Origin of the sequence: Synechococcus sp. MU1611, from assembly GCF_020514255.1 — a bacterium.
In the GTDB taxonomy this organism is placed as follows: domain Bacteria; phylum Cyanobacteriota; class Cyanobacteriia; order PCC-6307; family Cyanobiaceae; genus Parasynechococcus.
Genome location: NZ_VTLC01000001.1, coordinates 198883 through 223180, shown reverse-complemented (window position 1 = coordinate 223180; position 24298 = coordinate 198883). Strand labels below are relative to the sequence as shown.

33 protein-coding genes are annotated in these 24298 nt (G+C 57.8%); 17 read left to right on the top strand and 16 right to left on the bottom strand.

The window, feature by feature from the left end; all coding sequences use genetic code 11:
• Positions 1-22: 22 nt before the first annotated feature.
• Together FZZ92_RS01285 and FZZ92_RS01280 are read left to right on the top strand one after the other, a co-directional pair.
• Complete coding sequence (locus FZZ92_RS01285) at positions 23-1168, top strand: FAD-dependent monooxygenase (RefSeq protein ID WP_226422382.1); 1146 nt, start codon at positions 23-25, stop codon at positions 1166-1168.
• 20 nt (positions 1169-1188) lie between these two features.
• The gene (locus FZZ92_RS01280; protein ID WP_115025373.1) at positions 1189-1401 is read left to right on the top strand and encodes a DUF2949 domain-containing protein; all 213 of its coding nucleotides are present in this window, start codon (positions 1189-1191) and stop codon (positions 1399-1401) included.
• Here the strand turns inward: FZZ92_RS01280 and FZZ92_RS01275 are convergent.
• Positions 1392-1931 carry an adenine phosphoribosyltransferase gene (locus tag FZZ92_RS01275; RefSeq protein WP_226422381.1) on the bottom strand — a complete coding sequence of 180 codons (540 nt, stop codon included), beginning with the start codon at positions 1929-1931 and terminating at the stop codon, positions 1392-1394. The genes FZZ92_RS01280 and FZZ92_RS01275 overlap by 10 nt on opposite strands.
• Positions 1932-1953: 22 nt before the next feature.
• Here FZZ92_RS01275 and FZZ92_RS01270 point away from each other — a divergent pair, with 22 nt between their 5' ends.
• From FZZ92_RS01270 to FZZ92_RS01260, 3 genes are read left to right on the top strand one after another with little or no spacing between them, the layout of a single operon-like run.
• A complete protein-coding gene (locus FZZ92_RS01270) occupies positions 1954-2502 on the top strand; it encodes a DUF3038 domain-containing protein (RefSeq protein ID WP_115095335.1) in 549 nt (182 codons plus the stop codon).
• Between the two features lie 7 nt (positions 2503-2509).
• Positions 2510-3124, top strand: coding sequence for a DUF4335 domain-containing protein (locus FZZ92_RS01265; protein WP_226422380.1), 615 nt, complete (start codon positions 2510-2512; stop codon positions 3122-3124).
• Between the two features lie 59 nt (positions 3125-3183).
• On the top strand, positions 3184-3552 hold the full coding sequence (locus tag FZZ92_RS01260; protein WP_115025220.1) for a hypothetical protein: 369 nt from the start codon (positions 3184-3186) through the stop codon (positions 3550-3552).
• Here the strand turns inward: FZZ92_RS01260 and FZZ92_RS01255 are convergent.
• Positions 3537-4001: an EF-hand domain-containing protein gene (locus tag FZZ92_RS01255; RefSeq protein WP_226422379.1), complete on the bottom strand. Its 465-nt coding sequence runs from the start codon at positions 3999-4001 to the stop codon at positions 3537-3539. The genes FZZ92_RS01260 and FZZ92_RS01255 overlap by 16 nt on opposite strands.
• Positions 4002-4137: 136 nt before the next feature.
• Here FZZ92_RS01255 and FZZ92_RS01250 point away from each other — a divergent pair, with 136 nt between their 5' ends.
• The 3 genes from FZZ92_RS01250 (at position 4138) to ppk2 (ending at position 7172) form a co-directional block, all read left to right on the top strand.
• On the top strand, positions 4138-4863 hold the full coding sequence (locus tag FZZ92_RS01250) for a response regulator (RefSeq protein ID WP_170952223.1): 726 nt from the start codon (positions 4138-4140) through the stop codon (positions 4861-4863).
• A 1-nt stretch (position 4864) separates the two neighbouring features.
• Positions 4865-6190, top strand: coding sequence for an ATP-binding protein (locus FZZ92_RS01245; protein WP_226422378.1), 1326 nt, complete (start codon positions 4865-4867; stop codon positions 6188-6190).
• Between the two features lie 67 nt (positions 6191-6257).
• The gene (gene ppk2, locus FZZ92_RS01240; protein WP_115025377.1) at positions 6258-7172 is read left to right on the top strand and encodes a polyphosphate kinase 2; all 915 of its coding nucleotides are present in this window, start codon (positions 6258-6260) and stop codon (positions 7170-7172) included.
• 276 nt (positions 7173-7448) lie between these two features.
• On the opposite strand, the gene FZZ92_RS01235 is transcribed toward ppk2, so the two are convergent.
• Positions 7449-7751, bottom strand: a complete 303-nt coding sequence (locus tag FZZ92_RS01235; protein ID WP_226422377.1) for a hypothetical protein — start codon at positions 7749-7751, stop codon at positions 7449-7451.
• A 207-nt stretch (positions 7752-7958) separates the two neighbouring features.
• Between FZZ92_RS01235 and FZZ92_RS01230 the strand changes: the two genes are divergently transcribed.
• Positions 7959-8171 carry a hypothetical protein gene (locus tag FZZ92_RS01230; protein ID WP_170951270.1) on the top strand — a complete coding sequence of 71 codons (213 nt, stop codon included), beginning with the start codon at positions 7959-7961 and terminating at the stop codon, positions 8169-8171.
• Between the two features lie 187 nt (positions 8172-8358).
• Here FZZ92_RS01230 and FZZ92_RS01225 read toward each other — a convergent pair whose 3' ends face one another.
• From FZZ92_RS01225 to FZZ92_RS01205, 5 genes are all read right to left on the bottom strand, one after another.
• A complete protein-coding gene (locus tag FZZ92_RS01225) occupies positions 8359-9096 on the bottom strand; it encodes a hypothetical protein (protein ID WP_226422376.1) in 738 nt (245 codons plus the stop codon).
• 49 nt (positions 9097-9145) lie between these two features.
• Entirely contained in the window at positions 9146-9367 is a 222-nt protein-coding gene (locus FZZ92_RS01220) for a hypothetical protein (RefSeq protein WP_041435027.1), read from the bottom strand.
• A gap of 89 nt (positions 9368-9456) precedes the next feature.
• Positions 9457-9954: a thermonuclease family protein gene (locus tag FZZ92_RS01215; protein WP_115025223.1), complete on the bottom strand. Its 498-nt coding sequence runs from the start codon at positions 9952-9954 to the stop codon at positions 9457-9459.
• The gene (gene arsJ, locus FZZ92_RS01210) at positions 9951-11204 is read right to left on the bottom strand and encodes an organoarsenical effux MFS transporter ArsJ (protein WP_115025224.1); all 1254 of its coding nucleotides are present in this window, start codon (positions 11202-11204) and stop codon (positions 9951-9953) included. Before arsJ ends, FZZ92_RS01215 begins: the two co-directional genes overlap by 4 nt.
• Positions 11201-12223: an ArsJ-associated glyceraldehyde-3-phosphate dehydrogenase gene (locus tag FZZ92_RS01205; RefSeq protein WP_226422375.1), complete on the bottom strand. Its 1023-nt coding sequence runs from the start codon at positions 12221-12223 to the stop codon at positions 11201-11203. The genes arsJ and FZZ92_RS01205 overlap by 4 nt, the downstream gene beginning before the upstream one ends.
• Before the next feature lie 63 nt (positions 12224-12286).
• Here FZZ92_RS01205 and FZZ92_RS01200 point away from each other — a divergent pair, with 63 nt between their 5' ends.
• From FZZ92_RS01200 to FZZ92_RS01190, 3 genes are read left to right on the top strand one after another with little or no spacing between them, the layout of a single operon-like run.
• Positions 12287-12601 (top strand): helix-turn-helix transcriptional regulator, encoded by a 315-nt coding sequence (locus FZZ92_RS01200; RefSeq protein ID WP_226408280.1) that lies wholly within the window; start codon positions 12287-12289, stop codon positions 12599-12601.
• A gap of 2 nt (positions 12602-12603) precedes the next feature.
• On the top strand, positions 12604-13221 hold the full coding sequence (locus FZZ92_RS01195) for a DUF938 domain-containing protein (protein ID WP_226407905.1): 618 nt from the start codon (positions 12604-12606) through the stop codon (positions 13219-13221).
• The gene (locus FZZ92_RS01190) at positions 13218-14312 is read left to right on the top strand and encodes a mechanosensitive ion channel family protein (protein ID WP_370631218.1); all 1095 of its coding nucleotides are present in this window, start codon (positions 13218-13220) and stop codon (positions 14310-14312) included. Before FZZ92_RS01195 ends, FZZ92_RS01190 begins: the two co-directional genes overlap by 4 nt.
• On the opposite strand, the gene FZZ92_RS01185 is transcribed toward FZZ92_RS01190, so the two are convergent.
• Together FZZ92_RS01185 and FZZ92_RS01180 are read right to left on the bottom strand one after the other, a co-directional pair.
• A complete protein-coding gene (locus FZZ92_RS01185; protein ID WP_115025228.1) occupies positions 14273-14587 on the bottom strand; it encodes a Tat pathway signal protein in 315 nt (104 codons plus the stop codon). The genes FZZ92_RS01190 and FZZ92_RS01185 overlap by 40 nt on opposite strands.
• A 38-nt stretch (positions 14588-14625) precedes the next feature.
• The gene (locus FZZ92_RS01180) at positions 14626-15030 is read right to left on the bottom strand and encodes a hypothetical protein (protein WP_226422374.1); all 405 of its coding nucleotides are present in this window, start codon (positions 15028-15030) and stop codon (positions 14626-14628) included.
• Between the two features lie 55 nt (positions 15031-15085).
• Between FZZ92_RS01180 and purS the strand changes: the two genes are divergently transcribed.
• The 4 genes from purS to FZZ92_RS01160 are packed head-to-tail and all read left to right on the top strand — an operon-like array spanning position 15086 to position 18150.
• Positions 15086-15340, top strand: a complete 255-nt coding sequence (purS, locus tag FZZ92_RS01175; protein ID WP_115025381.1) for a phosphoribosylformylglycinamidine synthase subunit PurS — start codon at positions 15086-15088, stop codon at positions 15338-15340.
• Positions 15337-15993 carry a phosphoribosylformylglycinamidine synthase subunit PurQ gene (gene purQ / locus FZZ92_RS01170; RefSeq protein WP_115025229.1) on the top strand — a complete coding sequence of 219 codons (657 nt, stop codon included), beginning with the start codon at positions 15337-15339 and terminating at the stop codon, positions 15991-15993. The genes purS and purQ overlap by 4 nt, the downstream gene beginning before the upstream one ends.
• The gene (locus FZZ92_RS01165; RefSeq protein ID WP_226422373.1) at positions 15993-16958 is read left to right on the top strand and encodes an LD-carboxypeptidase; all 966 of its coding nucleotides are present in this window, start codon (positions 15993-15995) and stop codon (positions 16956-16958) included. The genes purQ and FZZ92_RS01165 overlap by 1 nt, the downstream gene beginning before the upstream one ends.
• A 4-nt stretch (positions 16959-16962) precedes the next feature.
• Positions 16963-18150, top strand: coding sequence for a CARDB domain-containing protein (locus FZZ92_RS01160; protein WP_226422372.1), 1188 nt, complete (start codon positions 16963-16965; stop codon positions 18148-18150).
• Positions 18151-18217: 67 nt separating this feature from the next.
• Here the strand turns inward: FZZ92_RS01160 and fba are convergent, their stop codons facing one another.
• The 3 genes from fba to FZZ92_RS01145 all read right to left on the bottom strand — a co-directional run bounded on the left by fba (position 18218) and on the right by FZZ92_RS01145 (position 21508).
• Positions 18218-19291: a class II fructose-bisphosphate aldolase gene (gene fba / locus FZZ92_RS01155; RefSeq protein WP_115025231.1), complete on the bottom strand. Its 1074-nt coding sequence runs from the start codon at positions 19289-19291 to the stop codon at positions 18218-18220.
• 126 nt (positions 19292-19417) lie between these two features.
• Entirely contained in the window at positions 19418-20485 is a 1068-nt protein-coding gene (locus tag FZZ92_RS01150; protein WP_115025232.1) for a class I fructose-bisphosphate aldolase, read from the bottom strand.
• Positions 20486-20797: 312 nt separating this feature from the next.
• Positions 20798-21508, bottom strand: a complete 711-nt coding sequence (locus FZZ92_RS01145) for a histidine phosphatase family protein (protein ID WP_226422371.1) — start codon at positions 21506-21508, stop codon at positions 20798-20800.
• Here FZZ92_RS01145 and FZZ92_RS01140 point away from each other — a divergent pair.
• Positions 21465-21764, top strand: coding sequence for a hypothetical protein (locus FZZ92_RS01140; protein WP_226422688.1), 300 nt, complete (start codon positions 21465-21467; stop codon positions 21762-21764). The two genes, FZZ92_RS01145 and FZZ92_RS01140, sit on opposite strands and share 44 nt — an antisense overlap.
• Before the next feature lie 143 nt (positions 21765-21907).
• Here FZZ92_RS01140 and FZZ92_RS01135 read toward each other — a convergent pair whose 3' ends face one another.
• From FZZ92_RS01135 to accD, 3 genes are read right to left on the bottom strand one after another with little or no spacing between them, the layout of a single operon-like run.
• Positions 21908-22987 carry a Gfo/Idh/MocA family protein gene (locus FZZ92_RS01135; protein ID WP_226422370.1) on the bottom strand — a complete coding sequence of 360 codons (1080 nt, stop codon included), beginning with the start codon at positions 22985-22987 and terminating at the stop codon, positions 21908-21910.
• 1 nt (position 22988) lies between these two features.
• A complete protein-coding gene (locus FZZ92_RS01130) occupies positions 22989-23360 on the bottom strand; it encodes a hypothetical protein (RefSeq protein WP_115025235.1) in 372 nt (123 codons plus the stop codon).
• The gene (accD, locus tag FZZ92_RS01125) at positions 23357-24238 is read right to left on the bottom strand and encodes an acetyl-CoA carboxylase, carboxyltransferase subunit beta (RefSeq protein WP_115025236.1); all 882 of its coding nucleotides are present in this window, start codon (positions 24236-24238) and stop codon (positions 23357-23359) included. Before accD ends, FZZ92_RS01130 begins: the two co-directional genes overlap by 4 nt.
• Positions 24239-24298 lie beyond the last annotated feature (60 nt).

Here is a 24298-nt window from a genome sequence, read left to right as displayed (position 1 = left end):
GATGGCTGGCCAGACTTGATGAATGGCTCCATCCCTTCCTGAAATACGTGTTCTGGGTGCTGGTCCAACCGGTGCCCTCACAGCACTTGCCCTCGGCCTCAATGGTCAGCGTGTGGTCCTGTTTGACCCGTTGACAGCTTCCGAACTTCAGGCAAGAAGCCGGGCCTACGCAATCACACATTCCAGTCGTCGGCTACTGACGACCCTCGGGCTCTGGGAGGACCTCTCCGATGCCTTGGTGCCCTTCCGAGAACTGGATTTACGGGACGGTGCCACGAATTCTCGGGTCCTGTTCGGCCAGGCCGATCTCGCTGCCGCCAACAGGAACCACGACGGAATTGGTTGGATCCTGGATCACCGTCCATTGATGGAGCTGTTGCTGGCCCGACTGCAGGGCCACAACAACGTTGAATTGCATCTGGCTGAACCATGCCCTGAGCCCAGCTCAGACGCCCTGGTCGTTGCGGCTGATGGACCTGCTTCCCCCACCCGAGAAGCCTGGGGAATCCATCACTGGCAGATGCGTTATCGCCAGGGTTGTCTCACTGCCAAGGTCGTTCTGCGGGGACTCGCCCACGACAGAGCCTGTGAGTTATTTCGGCCAGAAGGACCGTTCGCTGTCCTGCCTTTGGGGCAGGGACGCTTCCAGGTGGTGTGGAGCGCACCCTGGCAGCGTTGCCAACAGCGCAGCACGCTGAAGCGCAGTCAGTTTCTGGATCAGCTGGCCGCCGTTCTTCCCCCAGGAATTGAGCCAGATCGTTTGCTCGATCAACCCAGAGCTTTCCCTCAACAATGGCTGCTAGCTCGGCGCTTTCACCGCGGTCGAGGCGTGCTGATCGGAGAAGCCGCTCACCGCTGCCATCCCGTAGGAGGGCAGGGGCTCAATCTGTGTTGGCGCGATGTTGATGGTCTTCTCTGCGCCGTGCAACGGGGCGGCAGCGCCGCAACGATCGCGAGGAACTACGGGATGAGCCGCTGGCTGGATGTGCTCCAAGTGGGTTTGGCGACTGATCTTCTGGTGCGTGTGTTTTCCAACCGCCAACCGCTGCTGTTGCCGCTGCGGCGCTTGGCTCTGCAGCTGCTGAAACAGTTTTCTGGTCTGCGCAGGCTCAGCCTGCGGGCCATGAGTGACGGCCCCATGCAGCTTTGGCAGGCGTTGCCAAACTGACAGCAGCGCCGGTCAAGACCATGGTGTTGTGCAGCCATCGGCAACCTCCACCAGCCGACTCCCTGCTGCAATTTCTTCAGCGTCGGCTGGGACTGAGCCCCAGTGCCCTTGAACTGGGGCAACGCCAGGCGGAACTGGAACAGGCCCCACTGCCGATCGTGCTTTGGAGCTTTGGCTTGTTGAGCTTGAACCAGCTCGAAGAGGTCTTCGACTGGCAGAACAGTCAGCCGTAACGCAACAACGCTTCCACGGGTTGACCTGCGGGCAACGCGTGGCGCCCACCAAGCCCCTCCAGCTCGATCACGAACGCAAAACCCACCAAGCAACCACCGGCCTGCTCCACCAGTTGTCCTGTCGCTGCAGCCGTTCCACCCGTGGCAAGCAGATCATCCACCACAAGCACCCGCGGCGAATTCTCAAAAGCATCGGCTTGGATCTCTAGCCGATCGGTGCCGTACTCCAGGGCGTAATCAAGACCAACCACCTCACCGGGAAGCTTTCCGGGCTTCCGCACAGGCACGAAGCCAAGGCGTCGGTCGCTGGCCAGAGGAGCCCCAAAAATGAAACCCCGGGATTCGATCCCCACAATCAGATCAGGCTTCACCTCATCGCACACCCGGCCCAACTGCCGGATCACTTCAGCCATGGCCTCTGGTGATCGCAGAAGCGGGTTGATGTCTCGGAACAAAATTCCAGGCTTGGGAAAGTCGGGAATTGAGCGAATGTGCGACTGAAGATCCAAATCCAGGTGACGCAATGGCATGGCCCCTGGCATCATCGCAGCCATGACTGAAGCTCCATCGTCCAGCATTCTCCAAGGGGGTGCACGACTTAGCCGACGGGGCGTTGAGCGTCTCGATCTGCTGTTGCTGACCATCGAGGCTCTCGACCTCAATGGTGGCGAGGCGATGGTCTGGACCAGCCAGCAGATGGGCCTCCAGGCTCAATTCCCCAACCGGGTTGAGCTCTGGAAGCGGCGTTGTCACAACCCCCTGAGGCGCACCACCTGTCGGGACCAGCTCGACCCTGTCGATGCCGAATCCCTAATCTGCCTGGTCTGTGCCATGGCGGAGCGGCTGTATCCGATGCTCCACCAACTCCTGTCGAGCCGCGAGCCGGAACAGCTCACTCAACAGCGTTGGCAGTTATTCCACGAGCGTCTGCGGGACCTTATTGAGGAGCGAATGAATCTGCGGAGGGAAGCCGTGGTTCGCCTTCTCAAGATGGAGCCGGCAGGAGCACTGCACCGTCAGCTGATCAGCACCCTGGCGTTCTGCGCAGGCCCAGGTGGAATCAATCGGCTCCGCGCCACCTTGCTCGATCCCACTCCATAGGCCGACCATGTTGAAAACGACGTACCAATACGAACAAACGGCAGCACGGCTTGTGGTGGAGGGCTTTCCAGATCTCTCCGCCGGGCATTCCAGTGATGCGGTCGGAATCCTCTCGTCCTGGCGGCTGCAGTTGGTGGGAGCACCGGAACTGGAAGGCACCCGGGATCATCTCGAGGCCCTGATGGCAGCAGTGATGCCATACGCCAGACATCACTTATCTGGAGTGCAACGCCGCTTTGGCCAGGAGAGCGGTTTTGTGAGCATCGGGCCGAATCAGACAAACCATCTGCTGGAACTACGCAGCAGCCGAGAGGGCGTTGAGCCGCTTCAGCTCAAGCTCGATGACGCTGAATTGGCTGACCTGGTGCGCTGCCTCGATCAGTTGCGGATCGACACCAGGGTCAAGCTGACCTGGACGTTTCCCGAGGACCGGCCCCTGCAGCGCCAGGAGATCGTCGATCGCATTCCTTTGCAGAAACGCCTAGGACCGCCACTTCTTGCTGGGGTCGCCCTTGCATGCTCCATTGCGACCGCATGGCTGGTTCCATTGCCTCAGGAGATCAAGGAGACATCGCCAGCTGCAGCGCCCGTGGAGAAGCCGGAAACGCAGTCAGACCGTTGACGTGCAGGAAACACGCTTCAGAATCGCCGGAGTGACGGCACCCTGATCCGCACCAGGCCATGAAGAAGGCACGCCGGAGCAGCAAACTCGATCAGCGGCGAGTCTTTCGGCCCCGGCGTCGGTTTCCCTACGGCCCAGTCTTGCGTCAGTTCACTGTCGTCGTGCTGATGCTGGCTGGTGCAGCGGGCCTCGTCGTGCTGCTGCAGCAGTTGCCCCAGCAGGTCGACATCATGCTGCTGGTCAGTGAAGCCATCGATGATCTGATTGGCGGCGTCCAGCAATTGCTGGAGGCCCTGCTCAGGCTTGCCGCCATCGTGCTGATCACTGCTATTGCGCTTCTGGCTGGAGTCCTCCTGCTTGGTGCTCTCTGGAGGTTGATTCGCATCATCCGACTGGTGGTGTCTCCCCCCAATCAAGGAAGGCGCTGACGCGGAGCTAAGGAGCGCTGATGATTCCACAACTCCTGCAACGTAACGGTTCCGTCCCGATCACGATCCAAAACGTTGAAGTTGCGACTGATCCAAGGGATGCGTTTGGCTTCCCGTCGATCCAAGCCACGGTTCCGGTCGCGGTCGGCCTGGCTGAAATGCTGCTTGAGCCTTGGCCCACTGGGCGATGAATCCTGGAGACGTAGATCCTCCAGCAGAAGATAGGAACGATTGTTCTGGCGTTTGAGCCGACGGCTCAGCCCACGGCGTCCCTGCACTTCAGACGCATCCAGTCGACCATCACTGTTGACGTCCAAGCGGATGAACAATGTTTCCATCCTGGCGCTGTAAACACGCATGGTCTTGTTGCCCGGGCCAGCCTGCAGTGCCAAGGGACTCACCACGAATGCCAACGGCCCGAGCACAAGGATGGCGGTCAGCGCATTCATGACGCCAGCCTATGGAGCTTGGGCATCTCTGACGATGACTGATGGATGACCGACGCCTGATCAGCTGTGACTGGGTCCTACCGGAAAGGGACAGAGGCTTAGCCACTGCATACCATCAGCCCAACCGCTGATGGACATGGCCAAGGACACCATGATCTGGGTGGTGGATGACGACCCGGAACTGAGAAAGATGGTCGGCACGTACCTGATGGATCAGGGATACGACGTGCGCAGTCTCTGCGATGTAAAGCAATTCGAGGCGCGTCTGGAGTGCCAACGCCCAGACCTGGTGGTGTTTGATCTGATGCTGCCCGGCGATGATGGCCTGACGGCGCTGCGGAGACTGCGGGATGCCGGAGATGATCTCCCTGTGGTGATGCTCACCGCCCGTGCCGACGGTGTTGATCGGATCATCGGCCTCGAGCAGGGCGCAGATGATTACATCGCCAAACCGTTCTTACCTCGGGAACTCACGGCCCGGATCGAAGCCGTGTTGCGACGGCGCAACGCATTGCCTGCAGGAACACCGGTGGAAGGTGGTGAGTGCGTCGGTTTTGGAGACAACCAGCTGGATCTCTCCTCACGCACGTTGCTGAAGAACAATCAACCGGTTGTGATCACCAGTGGTGAGTTCAGTCTTCTGGCCGCCTTTGTTCGCCACCCGCATCGGCCCCTCTCCCGGGAGCGCCTGATCGAACTCGCCCGAGGTCCCGGCAGCGACACCGATAGCCGCAGCATGGACGTTCAGGTGTCACGGGTGCGCAAGTTGGTGGAACCGGATCCAAGCCGGCCCCGCTACGTGCAGACGGTTTGGGGATATGGCTATGTCTTTGTCCCGGATGGCACGCCGAGATCCCGCTGAGATGCCCAGCCAACGGGGGATAACACGTGGACTAGCCCGCGTCGGTGTCTGGGGTACGACGCTTCTGGCCAGTTGGATGCTGGCCCTACTGGTGCTGCAGGTGCTGTTCGGGCGGCAACTGGAACGCATCCAGACCCTGCAGCTGGGTCGAGATCTGGCGTTGAACGTGCGCCTCACCGAATTGACCCTGGAGCGCTATCCCCCCGCACTGATCAGCGAGCTCACCGGTCTGGAACTGCTGGTCAGCCAACAACCATCGAGACCAACCAAAGAGACGCAGGGGATGGCCCAGCGGCGCCGGGAACTGCAACAGGTGCTCTGCTCTCGCCTGACGCACTGCCCTGAGCTCCGACCAGCCCCCAACAGGTCTGGAACGCCCGAGGTTTGGATTGAGCTGTTTTCTCCGCTGGAACCGGTCTGGCTGCGCACACCCCTCCCGATGGCACGCGCCTGGCCACCGCAACCGATGCTCCTGTTGCTGGCCCTGGTGAGTGCTGTCGTGATCACTGGGGTGCTCTACCTACTCCTTGATGTCGCCCGTCCCCTTCGAAAGCTCGAGGACGCGGTCTCCCGCGTGGGGGAGGACAACGACCGCGATCCAGTCCCGGAGCAGGGGGCTCCAGAGGTTCGGCGAATCTCGCGACGCTTCAACGCCATGGTGCGTCGGCTCGCGGAAGCTCAGAGGGAGCGCGTCACCATGCTGGCGAGCATCGCCCACGATCTGCGGGCACCTTTGACGCGGCTGCAGTTCCGTCTGTCGATGCCGGAGCTGAACGCAGATGAGCGAACGCGCTGCCAAAGCGATCTGGATGCACTCGAGCGGATCACAGGCCAGTTTCTGCTGTACGCCGGAGGCGGTGAACGCGAGGAGTATGTCGTCTGTCCGCTGGATCAGTGGCTGGCTGAAACGGTTGCTGGACAGCCCAGTAACCAGCTGCAACTCCAACTCAGTTCCATCAGCGCGCGAATTCGACCGATTGCCCTGGGGCGCGCCGTGAGCAACCTGGTCGACAATGCATTCAGTTATGGCACCACACCAGTTGTCGTTCGCCTACGAAAGACGGGATCAGAGGTAGCGATTGAAGTCTGGGACCAGGGCCAGGGGATACCCAGCAGTGATTGGGAACGTGCTCTGCAACCCTTTCAACGCCTGGATTCGGCACGGGGACGTCAAGGCCATTGCGGCCTAGGGCTGGCCATCGTGAATCATGTGGTCCGCACCCATGAGGGAAAGATCAATTTCCGGCAAGGGAACGGTGACCCAGGACGATTTGGCGTCATCATCAACCTCCCCAGGGATGAGACGAAAAGCACCGTAATTCCGTAAAAAATCGGCCCGGATCGTGCCCGCTGACGGCGTTCCTGCCAAAACAGAAGAAAGATCCACCTCCAGCATGCGCCAGTCAAAAGAACATGACTTCACAGGCGTACTCGAGGCCATAGATCACTACAGCGATGGCGATATCGACCATCCTCAGGAACTCATGGTGGAGCTACAAGAGGGCTTTTCCAACAAGCACAAACGGCTGAGCAAAAAGATCTACGAAAAGGAGCTGGCCAAACTCCAGACGGAACTGGTCAAGATGCAGTACTGGGTGAAAGCCACGGGCTTTCGCATGATCATCCTGTTTGAAGGACGGGATGCCGCAGGCAAGGGAGGATCGATCAAACGTCTGACGGAACCATTGAACCCAAGGGGCTGTCGGGTGGTTGCCCTGGGTACCCCGTCAGAGCATCAGAAAAGCCAATGGTATTTCCAGCGCTACGTCGAGCACTTCCCCGGTGCTGGAGAAATCGTCGTCTTCGATCGCAGCTGGTACAACCGGGCCGGGGTGGAAAAGGTCATGGGTTTTGCAAGCGCCGAACAGGTCGAGCAGTTCTATGTGTCCTGCCCCCGGTTTGAGCAAATGCTGGTGCAGGACGGAATTCTGCTGCTGAAATACTGGTTCTCCATCAATGATGATGAGCAGGAGAAGCGTTTCCAGGAACGCATTGATAACGAAGAGCGGCGCTGGAAAATGAGTCCTATGGACATCGAGTCGCGCAATCGCTGGGTGGAGTACTCCAAAGCGAAAGACATCATGTTTTCCAAGACGCATATTCCAGAAGCACCTTGGTTCACCGTGGAAGCCAATGACAAACGTCGTGCTCGCCTGAATTGCCTAAGCCACATTCTCAGCAAGGTGCCCTATGAAGACATGACACCAGAACCGATCAAGATGCCAAAACGTCCAAAGCAAGGCGGCTATAAGCGACCTCCCTTCAACGAACAGTTCTTTGTTCCCAACCACTATCCCTACAAAGACTGAAGGGCTCTCCTGCGCAAAAGCGGAGCTAAAAAATATTTAAACCAAATCAATACTCTTTTTTATAAAGCAGCATTAAGGTGCATAGGCATCGTCGCATGTCGACCGCCTCTGTGCACCTGAGCGGCTTCAGCAAACCCTGTATCCCCCCACCAGGAAGCCAACCGGGGAAACCAATGGGGGCTCAACCCGATCTCACTGAGACAAAGCAACTGCAATCGAACAAAACCGAACTACATATCGGGATACACCAATCTGATGCTGATACCTAAAGCCTCGTCAATAAACAATGAAGCAGAACAAATAGATTAGCAGCGACAAACCAAACACCAACATTCCAACCGATGTCTTGATACGCATCCATTTCTTATCCCACTTATAGGGTGCCATCACCAAAATCGAAAACAACGTCAACCCGGCATACACAACCAATGTGTGTTTTGGATGCTCCTTTGCAAGAATCATGCCGATCCCATGCCAAAAGAATGTCAGCATGGATGCATAGGACGAAATCGCTCCGAGGTTATAGAGCAACTCTTTGTGCTTTCTAAGTTGCTGTCCAATCCAGTATTGAAGACGCATCGAGGAACTCGAAGAGAGATAGCTGAAATTTAGCGATCAAAAGTTTTACCTCAACCCAGGAGAAATAACGTCACAGAATTAAGTGCTGATAGCAAATGAGCAGGCTTCACCCGAAGTGCTCACTGGGCTTGAGTCGAGACGTCAGCACGCTTTAAGGTGTCGGACCATCCAGTCCTGCGGGTTTTGCTCGGTTCCTGGCAAGTCCTAATGCGATGCATCGCCAGTGCGTTGTTCCTGTTGGCCCATGGCCTGCTGGTGCTTGAGCACATCGCGATGGGCACGGCACTCCACGGGATTGCTGAATTGTTTCTCGCTCCTTGGGCCCTGCGTCATAAGGCCTGGGACATCATCGTGATCGGACTAATTTTCTGTGTCTTCGACCTGTGGGGAACCCTGCGTCTGACCGGCGCCCTTGTCTAAGAGCACCGCATCAATCCAAGTTTCAATCGCTCAACCGCTGAGCCGCTGGGACCAAAAGCCAAAGAGCTGCCAAGACGACCAGAGAAACATCCCGAGAAAAACCCAGTTCAGCCAAGCGGGACGGCGGTCGTTTTCAAACATCTCTAAGGGAAGCGAAGGCGACACCTGACCTTATCGGTGACGCGCATTAATGGCCATGGCGAAGGAGTTGGAGCAGCAGCAGCCCTCCCATGCCGCCGCATCCCACCAAGAGCCAGGGAAGACGAGCCTGCCGGGCGTCAGGCAATTCATCGCGAAACACCGCCATCAAAAGCCCTCCTCCCAAGAATGCCGTCGCCATGGCCAGGGTGAGCGCATCCACGGGATGAAACACCAAAGCGTGCAGAAGCCCCACAACAAGGGCGGCGCTTCCAATCCAACGATTCCGACGGCGAAATCGCTGAGGATGGTGCACCGCGGCGTAGCGGTCCGTCAACAGAACGTGGGCGCTGATCGCAACAGTGAACAAGATGCCGTAACCAATCCCGGTTGTGATGAGTGATGGCAGGGAATAGGCATAGAGATAGTTGATCGCCGCAAAGCTGAAGAGCTGCAACCACACCGCAAAAGGAGGTGCATCTTGCCTTTGCTTCATCACCACGTTCAGACTGAAAACCACCAGGACGCCCAAGAGGGCAACCAGGAACAGCAAAGCCTCCACCAGAGGTGTCGGCACGTAATCGATGAGACCCCGAGCGTCCGAAAGTTCAGATCCCCCCGTTGCCAACTCCGGCAGCAGATGGAGAAACACATAGGCCAAGCCAGCCCCACCTCCAACCGACGCCCAGCGTTGCTGATGCTGGTCTGGACGCGAGACGACCAAACTGGCCAGCCAATGACAACTGCCGATCGCCAGCACACAGAAAAAAGCGACCCCCCAGACCACTGAACGGAATCAGTTGCTCAAAGTCTGATCAGCAGCGGCCGAACCAGCATCACTTCGCCGACGAACTCCAATCGGCAGAGCGAAACGACACATTGGCACCACCACTCCGTTTTAAGTCGTGCATGCCCTCCAACTGGTTGTACACCGACAGAAGCTGCCGCCGCATGTGATCGGTGTGGGGCAGATCAGCGATTAAACGCAGCACATCTTCCAGGGATCGCTTGGCGTCGATCACCAAACGACAATCAGGGCTGCCAGGCTCATCGCGCATCAGATCGGAAGCGAATAATTCCATTCAGCAGAAAATCCCGGCATTCGGGTGTCTGAATCCCTACCAATGCAGCGATATTCAGCAGAAATTCAGGGTTCACCACCACCTTCCCGTTCCATCACATCCCAAGGACGCTCGAGCGGAGGTTGCGCTGACCAGACCCCAAGCTCTGCAGAGGCCGCCTCCGTTTCAAGAACGGAATAATCGAGATCATCACAACGTCCAAGGAAGCCATCCCAGGCAACAACCGCACCTTGACGAATCAAGGCAGCACCGAGATCTTCCCCATCGATCAGGAGGCGTCCCACCAGGCGTCCGTACACATCGCGTGAGCGGAGCTCAAACAAAGCTTGGTCTCCGACCTTCACTAAGGCACTGATGGCCACCGATGCACGCGTTGCCCATGGCGTCTGACTCCTTCGCGGAGCCTGGAGACAAGCCAGCCGAACCGCTCTCCCCTGACCATCCAACTCAACCAGCAGCTGCTGCGCGTTGCTGATGCTCAACACCCGAACCGGCTGCAACTCTGCGCGACTCGAAAGCGGCAGAGCCAAAGCCATCAACAGTGCTGCAGCAATCCTCTTCATCCTGGGGCATTTCGCACAGCCGGCAGTCTGAGGCTGCTGACCCATGACAACAACACCAACAGTGATGAAGCCCAGAGACAGGCCTGCATGCCAGCGGCCTCCGTTTTCCCGAGCATGAACACCGCTCCAGAGAGCATGGTTCCCACCAGGCGCCCAGCAGCATTGGCCATGTAATAGAAGCCCACGTTGAGGCTGACACTCTCCGCATCGGTGTAGGCCAGCACCATGTAGGAGTGGATGGACGAATTCATCGCGAACACCACCCCGAAGGCGGCAAGGCCGGCGGTGATAGCAACCGCCACATCAACCTCTCGCCAAAGCGCAACAGCAATCAGAGCCGGGATCGCCGTCAAAAGCGCACTCCAGAACTGCACGGCGGACACGCCAGGCGGAGCGGTCTGACCCCAGAGTTTTCGTAGACCAGGAGCTGTTCCCTGGACGATGCCGTAACCGATCACCCAAAGGCCAAGAAAGCCACCGATCTCCCAGAAGCTCCACCCCAAGGAAGCCTCCAGAAACACCGGTAAGGCCACCACGAACCAGACATCACGGGCACCGAACAGAAAGAAGCGCGCCAAAGACAGCACATTGATGCCCTGGGATTTGGAGAACAGGGCTGCAAACGCTGGTTTTGACTTCATCTTTCCGATCTCCCCCGGCAGCACCAGGGTCAGCAGGAAGGCGAGGGCAAGGCCCGCGGCCATCCAGCCCACGGCGGCGTTGAAGCCAAAAGCGGTGAGCAACACCCCACCCAGAAAAAAGCCCACACCCTTGAGAGCATTCTTCGATCCCGTCAGGATCGCCACCCATTTGAACAGCTTTTGTTGCCCCTGCTGTTCATCCTCTGGGGTTTCGGGCACCACCGTCTTGATGGCACTTTTGGCGCTCATCTTGTTGAGATCTTTGGCGATGCCACTGATCGCCTGAGCCACCATCACGTAAACCACGCTCAACAGCTTCGGCCACCCAGCTGTGACGGGAATCAACATCAGCAGTGCAAGGATCTGGAGCAGCGTGCCCATCCAGAGGGTTAGCCGAAGCCCATAGCGGGCACCAATCCAACCGCCGTACAGGTTGGTGACCACCCCAAAGAATTCATAAAAGAGGAACAGAGCGGCGATCTCGAGGGTGGTGTAGCCGAGCTGGTGGAAATGGAACACCACCAACATCCGCAGGGCACCGTCGGTGAGCGTGAAGGCCCAATAGTTGGCGGTGACGATGCCGTATTGCTGCAGCGGCGAGAGCTTCATGACTCGCGTTCCACCACATGACAGGTGAGGTCGGCCATGCGGCAGCTGTAGCCCCATTCGTTGTCGTACCAGGCGAACACTTTCAGCTGGTTGTCATCCACCACCATCGTCGAGAGGGCATCGACGATCGAGCTGCGGTTGTCGTTGGTGTAGTCGCAAGACACCAACGGGCGTTCCTCGTAGCCGAGGATTCCCTGCAGCGGACCATCGGCTGCAGCTTTGAAAGCAGCATTCACCTGCTCCACCGTGACGTTCTGCTTGAGCTCGAACACCGCGTCAGTGAGGGAACCATTCAGCAGGGGAACGCGCACGGCATGGCCATTGAGCTTGCCCATGAGCTCGGGGAAGATCATGGCGATCGCCTTGGCCGACCCGGTGGTGGTGGGGATCAGTGAGGTCAGTCCGGAACGTGCCCGGCGCAGATCACTTTTGAAGGAGTCGATCGGCACCTGGGTGTTGGTGATGTCATGAATGGTGGTGATCAGTCCGTGCTCGATCCCAAAGTTTTCGTGCACCACCTTCACCACCGGCGCCAGGCAGTTGGTGGTGCAGGAGGCCGCCGTCACCAATTTGTGCCGCGCTGGCTCATACAGCTGATGATTAATGCCATAAACAATGTTGAGCGCCTCCTCACCGGCAACAACACCCTTCACCGGACAGGCCACCACCACACGCTTCAGGCCCACCTGCTCGAAGTAGGGGTTGAGGGTCTCCGGCGTCTTGATCTTTCCGCTGGCCTCCAGCACCATCTCCACACCCCGATCGATCCAGGGCACAGCCGTGGGATCTTTTTCGCTGGACCAGGTGAGCTCGGATCCCTCCACAGTGAAACCATCGGCACTGCTGGCGATCCCCCGATCCCAACGACCATGGACGGAATCGAACTCCAGCAGGTGAGCCGCCGTTGCAGCGTCACCAGCGGGATCATTGACATGCACCAGTTCAATGCCAGGCCGACCCCAGAGAGCCCGAAACACCAGACGACCAATCCGTCCAAACCCGTTGATACCGATGCGCATAGCAACCCCACTGATCAATCAAATTATGTTGATCCAAACAGATCGGTGGATGCTGCTCCTGTGATGCAGAACACCCTCAATGTCGAGCAGTCGAGGCAGATGCTCAAAGCACTGGCCGACCCCATCCGCCTCAAGGTGATTCATGCACTGGCGCTGGGGGAACGATGCGTCTGTGATTTAACGGGGGATCTCAACCTCCCCCAGTCCAAACTCTCCTTTCACCTCAGGGTGCTTCGCGAAGCAGGGCTACTGAGCGATCGGCAAAGCGGTCGCTGGATTTACTACCGGCTGCAACCGAATGCCCTCGCAGCGCTGGAGGCCTGGCTAGCCGATCTGCGCCTCCACTGCAGCCAAGACGCTGTCCCCTGTCAGGAATAACGATGGACCAACGGCTTTTTTTTCCGGCAACGGAACGCAATCGCAGGCCCATCGGGGATCTGCTGAGCCAGCTGCTGCCCGCTGCAGGAGCTGTGCTGGAGCTGGCCAGTGGGAGTGGAGAACATGCCGTCTGCTTTCAGCAGCGGTTCACGAATCTGCTCTGGCAGGCCAGCGATCCGGATCCAGACCATCGCGCCAGCATCGACGCCTGGATCCGCCACCAAGGCCTGAGCAATGTCATGCCAGCAGCCCTCAATCTTGATGTTGAGGAACGACCCTGGCCCCTCCCCCAAACCATTGGAGCGTCACTGAGCGCTGTGGTTTGCATCAACCTGCTGCACATCAGTCCAGCCAACTGCACCAATGCGGTGCTCGAAGAATCTGCCGTGCTGCTGCCCAGCGGGGCCCCACTGATCATCTATGGCCCCTTCATGCGCAATGGCGCCCACACGAGCGCGAGCAATGCCGCCTTCGACAGATCGCTAAGGGAGCGGAACAACCAGTGGGGGTTGCGAGAGGTGAGCTTGGTAACGTCTCTTGCCGCAAACGCTGGTTTCAAAATCGACGACGTGGTGCCCATGCCCGCCAACAACCTGACTCTGGTGCTTCGCCGCCGTTGAGCGAAGAGGTTCTTGTCAGCTCCCACCAGGCACTCCACAATTCAGCCTTAACAACGGCGGAAGGCATGGGTCTTGGTGAGCTCTTGATAAAAATCCTGATCGGCATCGCTGCCACCCTGGTCCTGTCCTTTCTGTGCAGGAAAATCTTTCCTCGCTTCACCAAGAGAAGCAAAACCAACTTCGACGACTTTGTCCTAAATGCCCTTGCGGATTCAATCATTCCGTTCGGAATTGTCGTCGTCCTGATCCTCACGCAAAAAGAACTTGGGCTGCCCATCAACGTTGAGCGTGCCTACGACACAGCACTAAGACTTGTTGGAACAATCGTTCTGATCAGGTTTGTCAACCGTGTCGGCGCTCGCTTTCTGACGGGGGTCGCCCGACGTTCAGGTGCAGAAGATCTTGAGCATTTATTTCAAAGTCTTCTCCCACTACTAAGAGCAGTGATCTGGGGCATCGGCACCCTGGTGCTGCTGCAGAGCCTCGGTGTCAAGATGACCGTGATCTGGGGCTTGTTAAGCGCCGGCGGTATCGGCATTGGCTTGGCCTTGAAAGAGCCGGCCCAGGAATTGTTTGCCTACATGATGATTCTTCTGGATAAGCCATTCACCGTTGGTCAATTCATCTCGGTGGGCTCAACATCAGCAACAGTGGAAAGAATCGGTGTTCGCTCCACCCATCTGCGAAGCCTGCGTGGCGAACAAGTGGTGATGAGCAACTCAACCCTCACAGGCTCAACCATCCTTAATTTCGCCGAAATGGCGCAACGCCGCATGATCTATTCGATTGGCGTCACCTACGACACAACTGTCGATCAGATGAAGTCCATCCCAACCATGATTCAAACCATCATCGATTCTCAGAAGCACAGCACCTTCGATCGCTGTCACTTCACCGAATTTGCTGATTCAAGTCTGAATTTTGAGCTTGTTTATTACATCGACACCCGAGATTTCACCGTTGCATTAAATGATCAGCAAGCGATCAACCTCGCAATCATGGATGCTTTTGCCCGAGCAGGCATTGAATTTGCCTTCCCAAGCCAAACGCTCTACTTAGAGGGAGATTCACTCACTGGCAAAGCGTCTTGATGGGTCGGGGCTGCCGAACGCCAGACAACACCACCAATCAACAAGGCCAACGCAGCCACAGCAGCCGTGAAAGGAATCAAGCGACGCTGATCCGCACTTGTTCCGAGAGTGATCTGCTGGGAGATGTTGTCGCGCCGCGACGCCAAAAATGATTCCTGACGACAGCTGGTGCAGACCGTGTTGGAAATGCCTGCATTTTTCAACTTGAAGCCGTAACGGCCTGGGATCTCAACAGGTGTTCCGCAGCTGGAACAGGGGAGAGAAAAAACAGCCATCGGGAATCTGCCCTCTCCACAGGTCTATCACCACGATTTCATTCCAGAGGGATGGCCCCATGGGCGCAGACAGCGCCCCAACAGAGACTGCGATCCGCCGTCCAGGAGGGTTGAACCTGCAGCCACGCCTGGTTCTGACCAACCCGCATCATCATCTGACCAGTTCCGTCATGGACGAATTCGACGCGCTGCTGATCCCAGGTCAACACCCAGCGCTGTCCAGGAGTCGCGGCGACCATGCGGCATGGACTCCAGGCCTGCTCTCCGATCCGGCAGCGCATCGATGCCGCTGCAACGGACGTGCCGCCGACTGAACTACCGATTATCAGTAAAGCAGCTGTCCAGAGCTTGATGTGAAACACAGACACTCGCTGGGCAGCACGCTGGCGAAAGGACTCCTCCTCACCATGCGAACGGGCGACTGTCACGCCCGTGGGGGGCACCAGATCTCTTCAGGGTTTGGTGTCTGTCAGGATTCGATCAGACCAGTTGCTGATCGTGCCGCGTTTTCAAGCCCGCGTCCTTGTGCGTCTGCGCCCCTCTGTGCTCGATCCAGCCGGAGAAGCCGCGCGTGGTGCCGCTGAACGTCTTGGGGTGGAAGGCCTCAGCAAATTGCGGATCGGAAAAGCCGTGGAAATAGAGATAGAGGCCCCCGATGAAGCGGAGGCCCGCCGCAAGTTGGAATTGCTCAGTGATCGACTGCTGGCCAACCCGGTGATCGAGGACTGGACTCTGGAGCTGAACCACTCATGAGCATCGGGGTCATCGTTTTTCCGGGCTCGAACTGTGATCGGGACGTGCAATGGGCAACGGAGGGATGCCTGGGCTTGAGCACACGCCGGGTCTGGCATGAAGAGACCGACCTGAGCAGCTTTGACGCCATCGTTCTGCCTGGAGGGTTCAGTTACGGCGACTATCTGCGTTGCGGTGCCATTGCACGCTTCGCACCAGCCCTGCAATCGCTGATTGACTTTGCAGCCCGGGGCGGTCGCGTGCTCGGGATCTGCAACGGATTCCAGGTACTGACGGAACTTGGGCTGCTGCCCGGAGCACTGACCAGAAACCGGGATCTGCACTTCATCTGTGAGAACACGCCCCTCAAGGTTGTGAGTCAGCGCTCGGCCTGGATGCAGGGGTACAGCGACGGGGGCGGAACGCTGACCTTGCCGATCGCCCACGGGGAAGGCCGTTATCAGTGCAGTGATGACACGTTGAAACAGCTTCAGGACGAAGACGCCATTGCCCTCAGCTACGGCAACAATCCCAATGGATCAATCGCAGACATCGCCGGCATCACCAACACCAGCGGCAACGTTTTGGGCTTGATGCCCCACCCGGAACGGGCCTGTGATCCTGCGACTGGAGGAACCGACGGCCGACGCATGCTGGAGGCCCTGCTGGGCTGATGCAGAGCCGCCGGACGCTGCTGATCTCAGGGGCATCCACCATTGCATCCACTGTCGTCACGGCCCTGCTCTCCCCCCGGGCCATGAGCGCCCAGCGGAGGTTGGCACCGCTGAAACCTGGAGCACGCATCCGCGCCGTGAACCCCGGCACATGGATAGATCCAGACACCGATCTGAAACTCTTGCTCGAGCGCTGTGATGAACAGCGCTGGCATCTGGAGATCCCAGCAGCAGTCAACCGTCAGTGGCGCTATTTCTCCGGAACCGACCGGGAGCGGAGCAGCGATCTGACGGCTGCCTGGAATGATCCAACAGTTGATGCTGTGCTGACCGTCGGAGGTGGCTGGGGGGCCGCCCGCGTGCTCGAAGCCGGATTCCGCTTTCCACGACATCCAAAATGGAGCCTTGGGTTCTCTGACACCAGCTCCCTGCTGCTGGCCCAATGGGCCGCCGGCCTGCCTGGGGGGATCCATGGATCCAGCGGCGGCACAGATGCGCAGTGGCAACGGACGGTGGATCTGCTCCGTGGACGTCCGGTAGAACCTCTGCAGGGAGAGCCAAGACGGCGGGGGATCGCTCGCGGCCCTTTGGTTGTCACCAATCTGACCGTGGCGACCCATCTGATCGGAACGCGCTGGCTTCCCTCTTTGAAGGGGGCCATTTTGGTGCTGGAAGACGTTGGAGAAGCGCCCTACCGGGTGGACCGAATGCTGACCCAATGGCGCAGCGCTGGCCTTTTGCAGCACTTGGCGGGGGTGGCCTGCGGTCGCTTCAGCTGGGCAAAAGACGACATCCTCCCCGGTGATTTCACCATGGAGGAGATCCTTGAGGAACGCCTGGGCGATCTTGGCATTCCCCTAGTGCTCAATCTGCCGGTGGGCCATGGTCGCCCCAACGAGGCTTTACCTCTGGGATCACAAGCACAACTGGATGGCCAGCGGGGCCTTCTCAGCCTGATTCCCTGATCTGTTGGCAAAACGCGGGTCCTTCGGTGGCTTTGCCGCTAGCGATGGACCAAAGCAGCTGACCCTCGTGGCCGACCTCACCATCGCGAACACGGTGTCCGATCTGATCCTGGGTGATGTCCGCGAACATTTGCCGCTGGAGCGGATTCCCCTGCAGGGCGACGTGCTTGGGCTTGGGACCACGACCAGCATTGACAACGGAGAGCTGACCTTTCTGCAGGACAGCGCATCGACATCAGCCATCTGGCGTTGCGTGGCCCATGACGGCAGCATCATCAAACTCTCTCCTGGCGATGGGAGTGGTCACTTCCCATATGTGTGCTTCACAAGGGATGCATCCACCCTGCGTCGCCCTGTGGCGATTGAATCGCTCGGACCCACGGAGGAAGCGCCTCTGCAAAGACTGGTGGCAGAAGCAATCGCCCAGGGACAACGCTCCGGAACCCTTGAGTCGGCTCCCATCTACGGAGTGCGGATGTTGACCCACTGGCATGAACTCGTGATCACCGTGGCCTCCAAGCTCTGCATGGGTCAGCAGCGGCGCAACATGAAAGTCGCCGCAAGTGAAGCGGGATCATCAACCGCAGGTCAAAGCATCTACGACATGCTTCAGCACTACCGACTGGCGCCGCAACCTACGGAGAAAACCAACGATCCAATCCGCTATCTGGGACGCGCGATGCAGTGGGATTGCTGTGGCTTTTTTGACACCGAACCGGAGCTGGGGCGCGTCACCGTTCCTCAGCCAGGCGCCCACTTGCATCTCCATGGATGCAGCACTGATCTGGCCTATGGAGGACATCTTCACCATGAACATGCTTCAACCAGACTCAAACAATTGGAACGCCTTTGGCTGTATCCACTCCAGACTTTCAGTGCCCTTGGAAGCGATATGGCCGTTGAAGACTTGAGCTTCGACAACGGAATGATTCGTTTTCGTGTTGTGAATGCAGGGGAAATGGACGTGAGCGACGTTGGCGTGGCCGTTGTGATTAATGACCGCTACAGCAGTCGTCGTTACATCAGGATTCCCTGGTTAAGTGCAGGCGACGATGAGGAATTCACCTTGTCGTTATCCCTCCCAAGCGGCAAGCAGCTGATCACAGTGATCGCAGATCCTGAGGAGATTGTGATCGAAGCGGAGAACCGTAGGAACAACAATCGATTGGACTTGGAAGTCCAGATTTCATGAGCTCTGGCATCAATCATCCACAAAAAAAGGGGCCCCGAAGGGCCCCTGCTGGAGATTGATCTCTGAATCAGGCGGCGACAGCAGCCTTGGGATCGAGAGCACCCTTGGCGTACAGGCCGGCGAAGTGGGTGATGCTCTGCTGCTGGATCTTGCTGGCATTGCCGGCAGCCCAGAACTGCTGGTAGCGGTCGAGGCAGACCTGCTTCATGTACTTCCGCGCCGGCTTGTTGAAGTGGCGGGGATCGAAGTTGGCAGGGTCAGCCATGGCTGCCTCACGCACAGCGGCGGTGAAGGCCAGACGGTTGTCGGTGTCGATGTTCACCTTGCGCACACCATTGCGGATGCCCTCCTGGATCTCTTCGACGGGAACGCCGTAGGTCTCGGGGATGGAACCACCGTGCTTGTTGATCATCTCCAGCCATTCCTGGGGAACGGAGGAGGAGCCATGCATCACCAGGTGGGTGTTGGGGATGGCTTTGTGGATCTCAGCGATGCGGCTGATGGCCAGCACTTCGCCCGTGGGCTTGCGGGTGAACTTGTAAGCGCCGTGGCTGGTACCGATAGCGATAGCCAGAGCATCACACTTGGTCTTAGCGACGAAGTCAGCTGCCTCAGCAGGATCGGTGAGCAGCATGTCTTTGGACAGCTCTCCCTCGAAACCGTGGCCGTCTTCGGCTTCACCCTTACCTGTTTCCAGGGATCCCAGACAACCCAGCTCACCCTCAACGCTCACACCGACGGAGTGGGCGAAGTCAACAACCTGCTTGGTGACGTTGACGTTGTAGTCGTAGCTGGCGGGAGTCTTGGCGTCGGCTTCCAGGGATCCGTCCATCATCACGGAGGTGAAACCGTTGATGGCAGCGGAATAGCAGGTGTCAGGAGCGTTGCCGTGGTCCTGGTGCATCACCACAGGGATGTGGGGATAGGTCTCGGTCGCGGCCAGGATCAGGTGACGAAGGAAAATTTCGCCGGCGTAGCTGCGGGCACCGCGGGACGCCTGGAGGATCACGGGGCTGTCGGTCTCGTCAGCCGCTTCCATGATGGCCTGGACCTGCTCGAGATTGTTCACGTTGAACGCAGGGATGCCATAGCCGTTTTCGGCGGCATGGTCGAGCAAAAGCCGAAGCGGAACGAGCGCCATAGGAAAAATCTGATACGGAACCTTGACGGAAAGACTCCGCCGGGCGACGACTTTACCTATTTGTGTTCAAATTGTCACCAAGCCCATCCAAACAAACGACAGGGCTTGGTGAAATTCGATTCAGTATCAGTAGGTGTAACCGGCGACAAACAACTGTTCATCCGACGAAGGCTGAGAGCCAGCCACGTATTTGCCGAGTGAGGCTTCAGAGTTGGCTTGGGCCCTTGCAGACAGTGCTTTCTGGCCAGCTTCGGTGTTAGTACCAGCCCAACCTTTGAGGCAAGAGTGCTGCAGGGCACGGCCATAGGAGAAGCCGAGGTTCCACTTGGCCTTGCGCTCAATGCTGTTCATGTGGTTCAAGTACACCGAAGCAGCTTCCTCACTCAAGCCTCCGGACAGGAACACAATGCCGGGCACACTGGCAGGGACACTGCGCTCGAGGGTTCGCACTGTCATGGCTGCGACTTTTGCAGGGTCTGCCTTGTCTGGGCAGTCCGCGCCCTGAACCGTCATCGAGGGCTTCAGCAGGGTTCCTTCAAGCAAGACACCGTTGGCGTAGCAAGCGTGATACACCTCCTGAATGACGTGTTCCTGAATTCGAGCGGTGGTTTCGATGCTGTGGTTGCCATCCATCAGGATTTCAGGCTCCACGATGGGAACAAGGCCGGATTCCTGAACCGAGCGGGCATAGCGGGCCAAACCCCAAGCATTTTCGCGAACAGAGAGGGCTGAAGGGCAGCCATCTGCCGTGATTTGCAGCACAGCACGCCACTTGGCGAAGCGAGCGCCCTGGGCGTAATAGTCAGCAGCACGCTCGACCAACCCATCAAGACCAGTGCAGAGCGTCTCGACGGCGTTGGCACCACCCAGAGGCCTCAGGCCCATATCGACTTTGATGCCGGGAATAATTCCGAGCTTGCCCAGCTTGTTCACCATGGACTCGCCGTCAGCATGGTTTTGGAAGAGGGTCTCTTCGTAAAGAATGGCTCCGCTGATGAAATCTCCGAGCCCCGCTGTGGTGAAGAGCATCCCCCGATAGGCCTGTCGATTGGCTTCGGTGTTCTCCACTCCGATGGAGCCAAGACGCTTGCCGATGGTCTTGGTGGACTCATCAACAGCAAGAATTCCTTTGCCAGGTGAGGCGAGGGATTGTGCGGTTGCAATCAGTTCGGAGGAATAATCAGACAGTGCCATTTGACTTATCGGAATTGAGGGAGTCTCGGGGCCTCGAAGGACAACCTGGCCTCTCTGATTACGCATTTGAGTAATATTTGCTACGAGCTATTTGTATTTTTTGGTTTTTGAGGGCGTGCGAGATTGGACCAGTTGTGCGCATGGGTTGTGCCCATGGATGGTGTGATTTCAGGCTTCAGATGCGCACTGTTGCTGGACGCCTCACCCTTTTGGATCGATCCTCGTTCAATACTCCTCTTCAAAAAAAAAGGCTGACTCTGAAAAGAGCCAGCCTTTTTTTTCGAACCAAGCCTCAATCTTGAGCAGACCGATTCACAGCTGAGAGAGGGCCTGCCACTGATTGGGCAGAATTTTGGCAACTAATTCGAAGCTGCCATCACCGAGAGGCTTTGCAACGTATGCGACGCCCATGGGTGCGGGATAAATTCCATTGGTTGGAACGATCGGCATCGTCACACCCTGGAAAGGGTCATCATGTCCAACGAGGAATGTATTTTCCCCGGCTTCAGGCTTCGCGGACACCAAGGGAGCAACGCGCTTCGCATACTCTTTGTAATCCTCAGGAGTGCACTCAACACAAGGCAAGAAATTCAGATTTGAGTTCTTGGTGTAGGTGCCGAAAGCCAACTCAGCTGTGTTGTACGCACGGCAGTAATCACTTGAGATGACATCTCCTACTGGAATACCTACAGCCTTGATGCCTTCACCAATTCTTTTAGCATCAGCTTTGCCTTCATCACTCAAGCGTCTCTGAGTGGTGCAATCCAAAAGATTCAGCTCAGGGCTGACCTGATCGCCCCAGTCCTTTGTGGTTTTGGCATGACGGATGTAGATGACATAACCGCCATCTCTGAGAGCACTGGCGAGATCTTTGCCCTCAACTTTGTTGACGAAATCTTTGTTGTTCTGTTCTCCAGAGAGGGTGGTGTCATTTTGTTCATAGGCTTCAACCTCACCGGTTTTCACATCAGGTTGTTCCTTGGATGAATCCTCGCCGACCGATCCAGAGGAGCATGCCGCCATCAGGAGAAGGGCGGCAATGCAAGTTACTTTTCTAAGCATTGATCAAAGAGCTATGTACTTATTAAAGCGATTGAAAAAATGCGAGACATTTTCAAAGACACGCCAAGGCGTCTCCGTTGATACAGGATTGAAATCAAGCGGGTTGCTGGCTGTCCAAGCCCTCCCCGATGGGAGCGAGACGCATACCAAGCGTCTTGGTTGGATTCATCAACAGCCAAGATCTCCTTCCCAGGAGCGGCAAGGGGTGGCGCTGTAGCCATCAGTTCCAAGGTGTAATCCACTAGAACCGTCGAGTCGGTTCAAGCAACATCAGTTTTTCAATCTGAACTGATGAAAAAACACACGTGAGTTAAGTGCAGGCCTATAAATCAGGCCAAGAGATTGCATCATTTGAAGCGATCAAGTGTGAGATAGCGATGCTTCAACCCGATCGCATACGTCGCGGCTCACCACTCCTTCAGCCAAGCCGGGAATCATCGGATTGCCGCTGCGAATGCTGTCAGCCCACCAACCCAACACTCTGGCAACGGGCGCAATCCGACCATCACTCCAGGTTTGTTTAAACGCGAGGTCCGCATCTAGAGGCACCTCTTTTAGGCCCTCACCCAACGGTGCGTGATGAAGTTCGAATCCGTGCACATAGTCTTTCTGATTGCTGCTGCTGAGCACCAGGGACCCGTCTGATCCAGTGATGTCGAGGCAGTACCCACGTCCGCAGCGGGACACCGAACTCAAGCTGACCTGGGCTGGCACCGGCACGTCCGGTCGGCCTTGCCATTGCAGATTGGCCTGAATCAATGACACATCCGGTGCATCAACAGAGGCCAAGCCCCCATTGGGATGAGGTCTCTGAGCAATCGACACGCTGTTCAAAGCTTGAACAGACCCCAGGGGACCAACCAACCAGGCGAGCATGTCGAAGGCATGGGTTCCCAAAGCGCCAATCACACCGCCGCCTTGATCGGCCTGGGAATACCAATTCCAGCTGCGCCGGGGATCGGAACGGCTGCCCATCAACCAGTCGAGTTTCACCAGCCAGGGAGTACCAACAGCACCGGCCCGAAGCAGACGCTCCGCCTGCATGAACAAGGGGACGGCTCGATATTCGTAATCAACACCAACCGATAGAGCCCCTGCCATCGCGAGCCGCTGAAGCTCCCGGGCTTGATCGGCATGCAAGGCGATGGGCTTCTCCAACAGAAGATGCTTACCGGCCTCAAGGGCTCGACGAGCCAACTCGAAGCGCGGTGCAGGCGGTGTGGCTATCACAACTCCTTCGACTGCAGGATCCGCAAGCAGAGCGTCCCAGTCGCTGTATCCCTTCAGCCCATGCACGGCCGTGGCGTCATCCAGCCGCTCCTGACGTGGGTGCCAGAGGGCGACCGCCTTCAGATCGGGAGCTGCGGCAAGCGCCGGTAGGTGCACCTTCTCACCAAAGCCGAGACCGGCAATAGCAACACCAATGGGTTGTGGAGGCATCTCAGCTGGAGAGGGGTTCGGTGCAGACAGCCTCAATCACAGAGGTGATCAACCCGTCGTCCCCGGCAGGCTGCCATTGGGCACGAAACCGCGGCAAACCATTCACCTGCTTGTCGCGAAAGAGACCTTGCGCACAGTCCAGTTGCATCACATAAAGCTCCCCAGCAGGCTGGTTGCCATCGTCAGTTGCCGCTGGTGTGAAGCGGCTCAGCACCGTTCGGAAGCCATCCCGATCGATCCGGACACTGCCGCGATCCCACCACTGCTGGCCAGCGTCGGTGGAAGGAACCTCGATCCATTCGACAGGAGCGGCCAAGACGGGTGCTGCCCAGCAGATCAAACCCAGAATCAGGGCAAGTCCGAACCTGATCATGCGCTGGTGAGCTCCATCGGTTTGCAGCCATGCAAGCGCAGCAGATTGGCCAGGGTGGAGCGCAGCTGGGTGCGTGGAACGATCGTGTCCACGAACCCGTGCTCCTGCAGATATTCAGCCGTCTGAAAATTGTCCGGTAACTTCTCGCGCAGGGTCTGCTCAATCACGCGACGCCCAGCAAAGCCAATCAGCGCTTTCGGCTCCGCAAGGATCAAGTCTCCCAACATGGCGAAACTGGCCGTCACCCCCCCGGTGGTGGGGTGGGTGAGCAAGGGCATGTAGAGCAGCTCGGCTTCGCGGTGGCGTTCCAGTGCTCCGGAGATCTTCGCCATCTGCATCAGGCTGAGCATCCCCTCCTGCATCCGGGCACCGCCGGACGCACAGACGATCAGAAGCGGCAGCTTTCGGGCTGTGGACTCCTCGATCAGACGGGTGATTTTTTCCCCGACCACGGATCCCATCGACCCACCCATGAAGCGAAAATCCATCGCCGCCAACCCCATGGGGATGCCTTCAACCCGGCACAGCCCCGTCACCACGCCATCCCGCAGCCCAGTCGAGGCCTGACTTTCCCGCAGTCGGTCGGCATAGGCACGCCGGTCTTTGAATCCCAGTGGATCCACCGGTGCCAAATCAGCATTCAGCACCTGGAAGCTGTCGGGATCGGCAATCAGGGCAATGCGTTCAGCACTGTCGATCCGGTGGTGGTAGCCGCAGTTAGCGCAAACACTTGCATTCAGCTTCAGGTCTTTGAGATAAACGACCTGACCGCACTCAGGACATTTGCTCCACAGACCATCGCCTTCATCGGGTTCCTGCTTGACGTTGGCAACGAACTGACCCTTGCGGCGATCAGCAAACCAATCGAACAGAGACACACAGGGCTGTCAGCTCTCTCCATTAAAAGCTGCCCGGGGGAAGACCTTCCAGATGGCTCA

Coding starts and splice junctions, on each gene's coding strand:
- FZZ92_RS01285 (WP_226422382.1), top strand. CDS start 23: ATGGCTCCATCCCTTCCTGAAATACGTGTTCTGGGTGCTGGTCCAACC.
- FZZ92_RS01280 (WP_115025373.1), top strand. CDS start 1,189: ATGGTGTTGTGCAGCCATCGGCAACCTCCACCAGCCGACTCCCTGCTG.
- FZZ92_RS01275 (WP_226422381.1), bottom strand. CDS start 1,931: ATGCCATTGCGTCACCTGGATTTGGATCTTCAGTCGCACATTCGCTCA.
- FZZ92_RS01270 (WP_115095335.1), top strand. CDS start 1,954: ATGACTGAAGCTCCATCGTCCAGCATTCTCCAAGGGGGTGCACGACTT.
- FZZ92_RS01265 (WP_226422380.1), top strand. CDS start 2,510: ATGTTGAAAACGACGTACCAATACGAACAAACGGCAGCACGGCTTGTG.
- FZZ92_RS01260 (WP_115025220.1), top strand. CDS start 3,184: ATGAAGAAGGCACGCCGGAGCAGCAAACTCGATCAGCGGCGAGTCTTT.
- FZZ92_RS01255 (WP_226422379.1), bottom strand. CDS start 4,001: ATGAATGCGCTGACCGCCATCCTTGTGCTCGGGCCGTTGGCATTCGTG.
- FZZ92_RS01250 (WP_170952223.1), top strand. CDS start 4,138: ATGGCCAAGGACACCATGATCTGGGTGGTGGATGACGACCCGGAACTG.
- FZZ92_RS01245 (WP_226422378.1), top strand. CDS start 4,865: ATGCCCAGCCAACGGGGGATAACACGTGGACTAGCCCGCGTCGGTGTC.
- ppk2 (WP_115025377.1), top strand. CDS start 6,258: ATGCGCCAGTCAAAAGAACATGACTTCACAGGCGTACTCGAGGCCATA.
- FZZ92_RS01235 (WP_226422377.1), bottom strand. CDS start 7,751: ATGCGTCTTCAATACTGGATTGGACAGCAACTTAGAAAGCACAAAGAG.
- FZZ92_RS01230 (WP_170951270.1), top strand. CDS start 7,959: ATGCGATGCATCGCCAGTGCGTTGTTCCTGTTGGCCCATGGCCTGCTG.
- FZZ92_RS01220 (WP_041435027.1), bottom strand. CDS start 9,367: ATGCGCGATGAGCCTGGCAGCCCTGATTGTCGTTTGGTGATCGACGCC.
- FZZ92_RS01215 (WP_115025223.1), bottom strand. CDS start 9,954: ATGAAGAGGATTGCTGCAGCACTGTTGATGGCTTTGGCTCTGCCGCTT.
- arsJ (WP_115025224.1), bottom strand. CDS start 11,204: ATGAAGCTCTCGCCGCTGCAGCAATACGGCATCGTCACCGCCAACTAT.
- FZZ92_RS01205 (WP_226422375.1), bottom strand. CDS start 12,223: ATGCGCATCGGTATCAACGGGTTTGGACGGATTGGTCGTCTGGTGTTT.
- FZZ92_RS01200 (WP_226408280.1), top strand. CDS start 12,287: ATGCAGAACACCCTCAATGTCGAGCAGTCGAGGCAGATGCTCAAAGCA.
- FZZ92_RS01195 (WP_226407905.1), top strand. CDS start 12,604: ATGGACCAACGGCTTTTTTTTCCGGCAACGGAACGCAATCGCAGGCCC.
- FZZ92_RS01185 (WP_115025228.1), bottom strand. CDS start 14,587: ATGGCTGTTTTTTCTCTCCCCTGTTCCAGCTGCGGAACACCTGTTGAG.
- purQ (WP_115025229.1), top strand. CDS start 15,337: ATGAGCATCGGGGTCATCGTTTTTCCGGGCTCGAACTGTGATCGGGAC.
- FZZ92_RS01165 (WP_226422373.1), top strand. CDS start 15,993: ATGCAGAGCCGCCGGACGCTGCTGATCTCAGGGGCATCCACCATTGCA.
- fba (WP_115025231.1), bottom strand. CDS start 19,291: ATGGCGCTCGTTCCGCTTCGGCTTTTGCTCGACCATGCCGCCGAAAAC.
- FZZ92_RS01150 (WP_115025232.1), bottom strand. CDS start 20,485: ATGGCACTGTCTGATTATTCCTCCGAACTGATTGCAACCGCACAATCC.
- FZZ92_RS01145 (WP_226422371.1), bottom strand. CDS start 21,508: ATGGCGGCATGCTCCTCTGGATCGGTCGGCGAGGATTCATCCAAGGAA.
- FZZ92_RS01135 (WP_226422370.1), bottom strand. CDS start 22,987: ATGCCTCCACAACCCATTGGTGTTGCTATTGCCGGTCTCGGCTTTGGT.
- FZZ92_RS01130 (WP_115025235.1), bottom strand. CDS start 23,360: ATGATCAGGTTCGGACTTGCCCTGATTCTGGGTTTGATCTGCTGGGCA.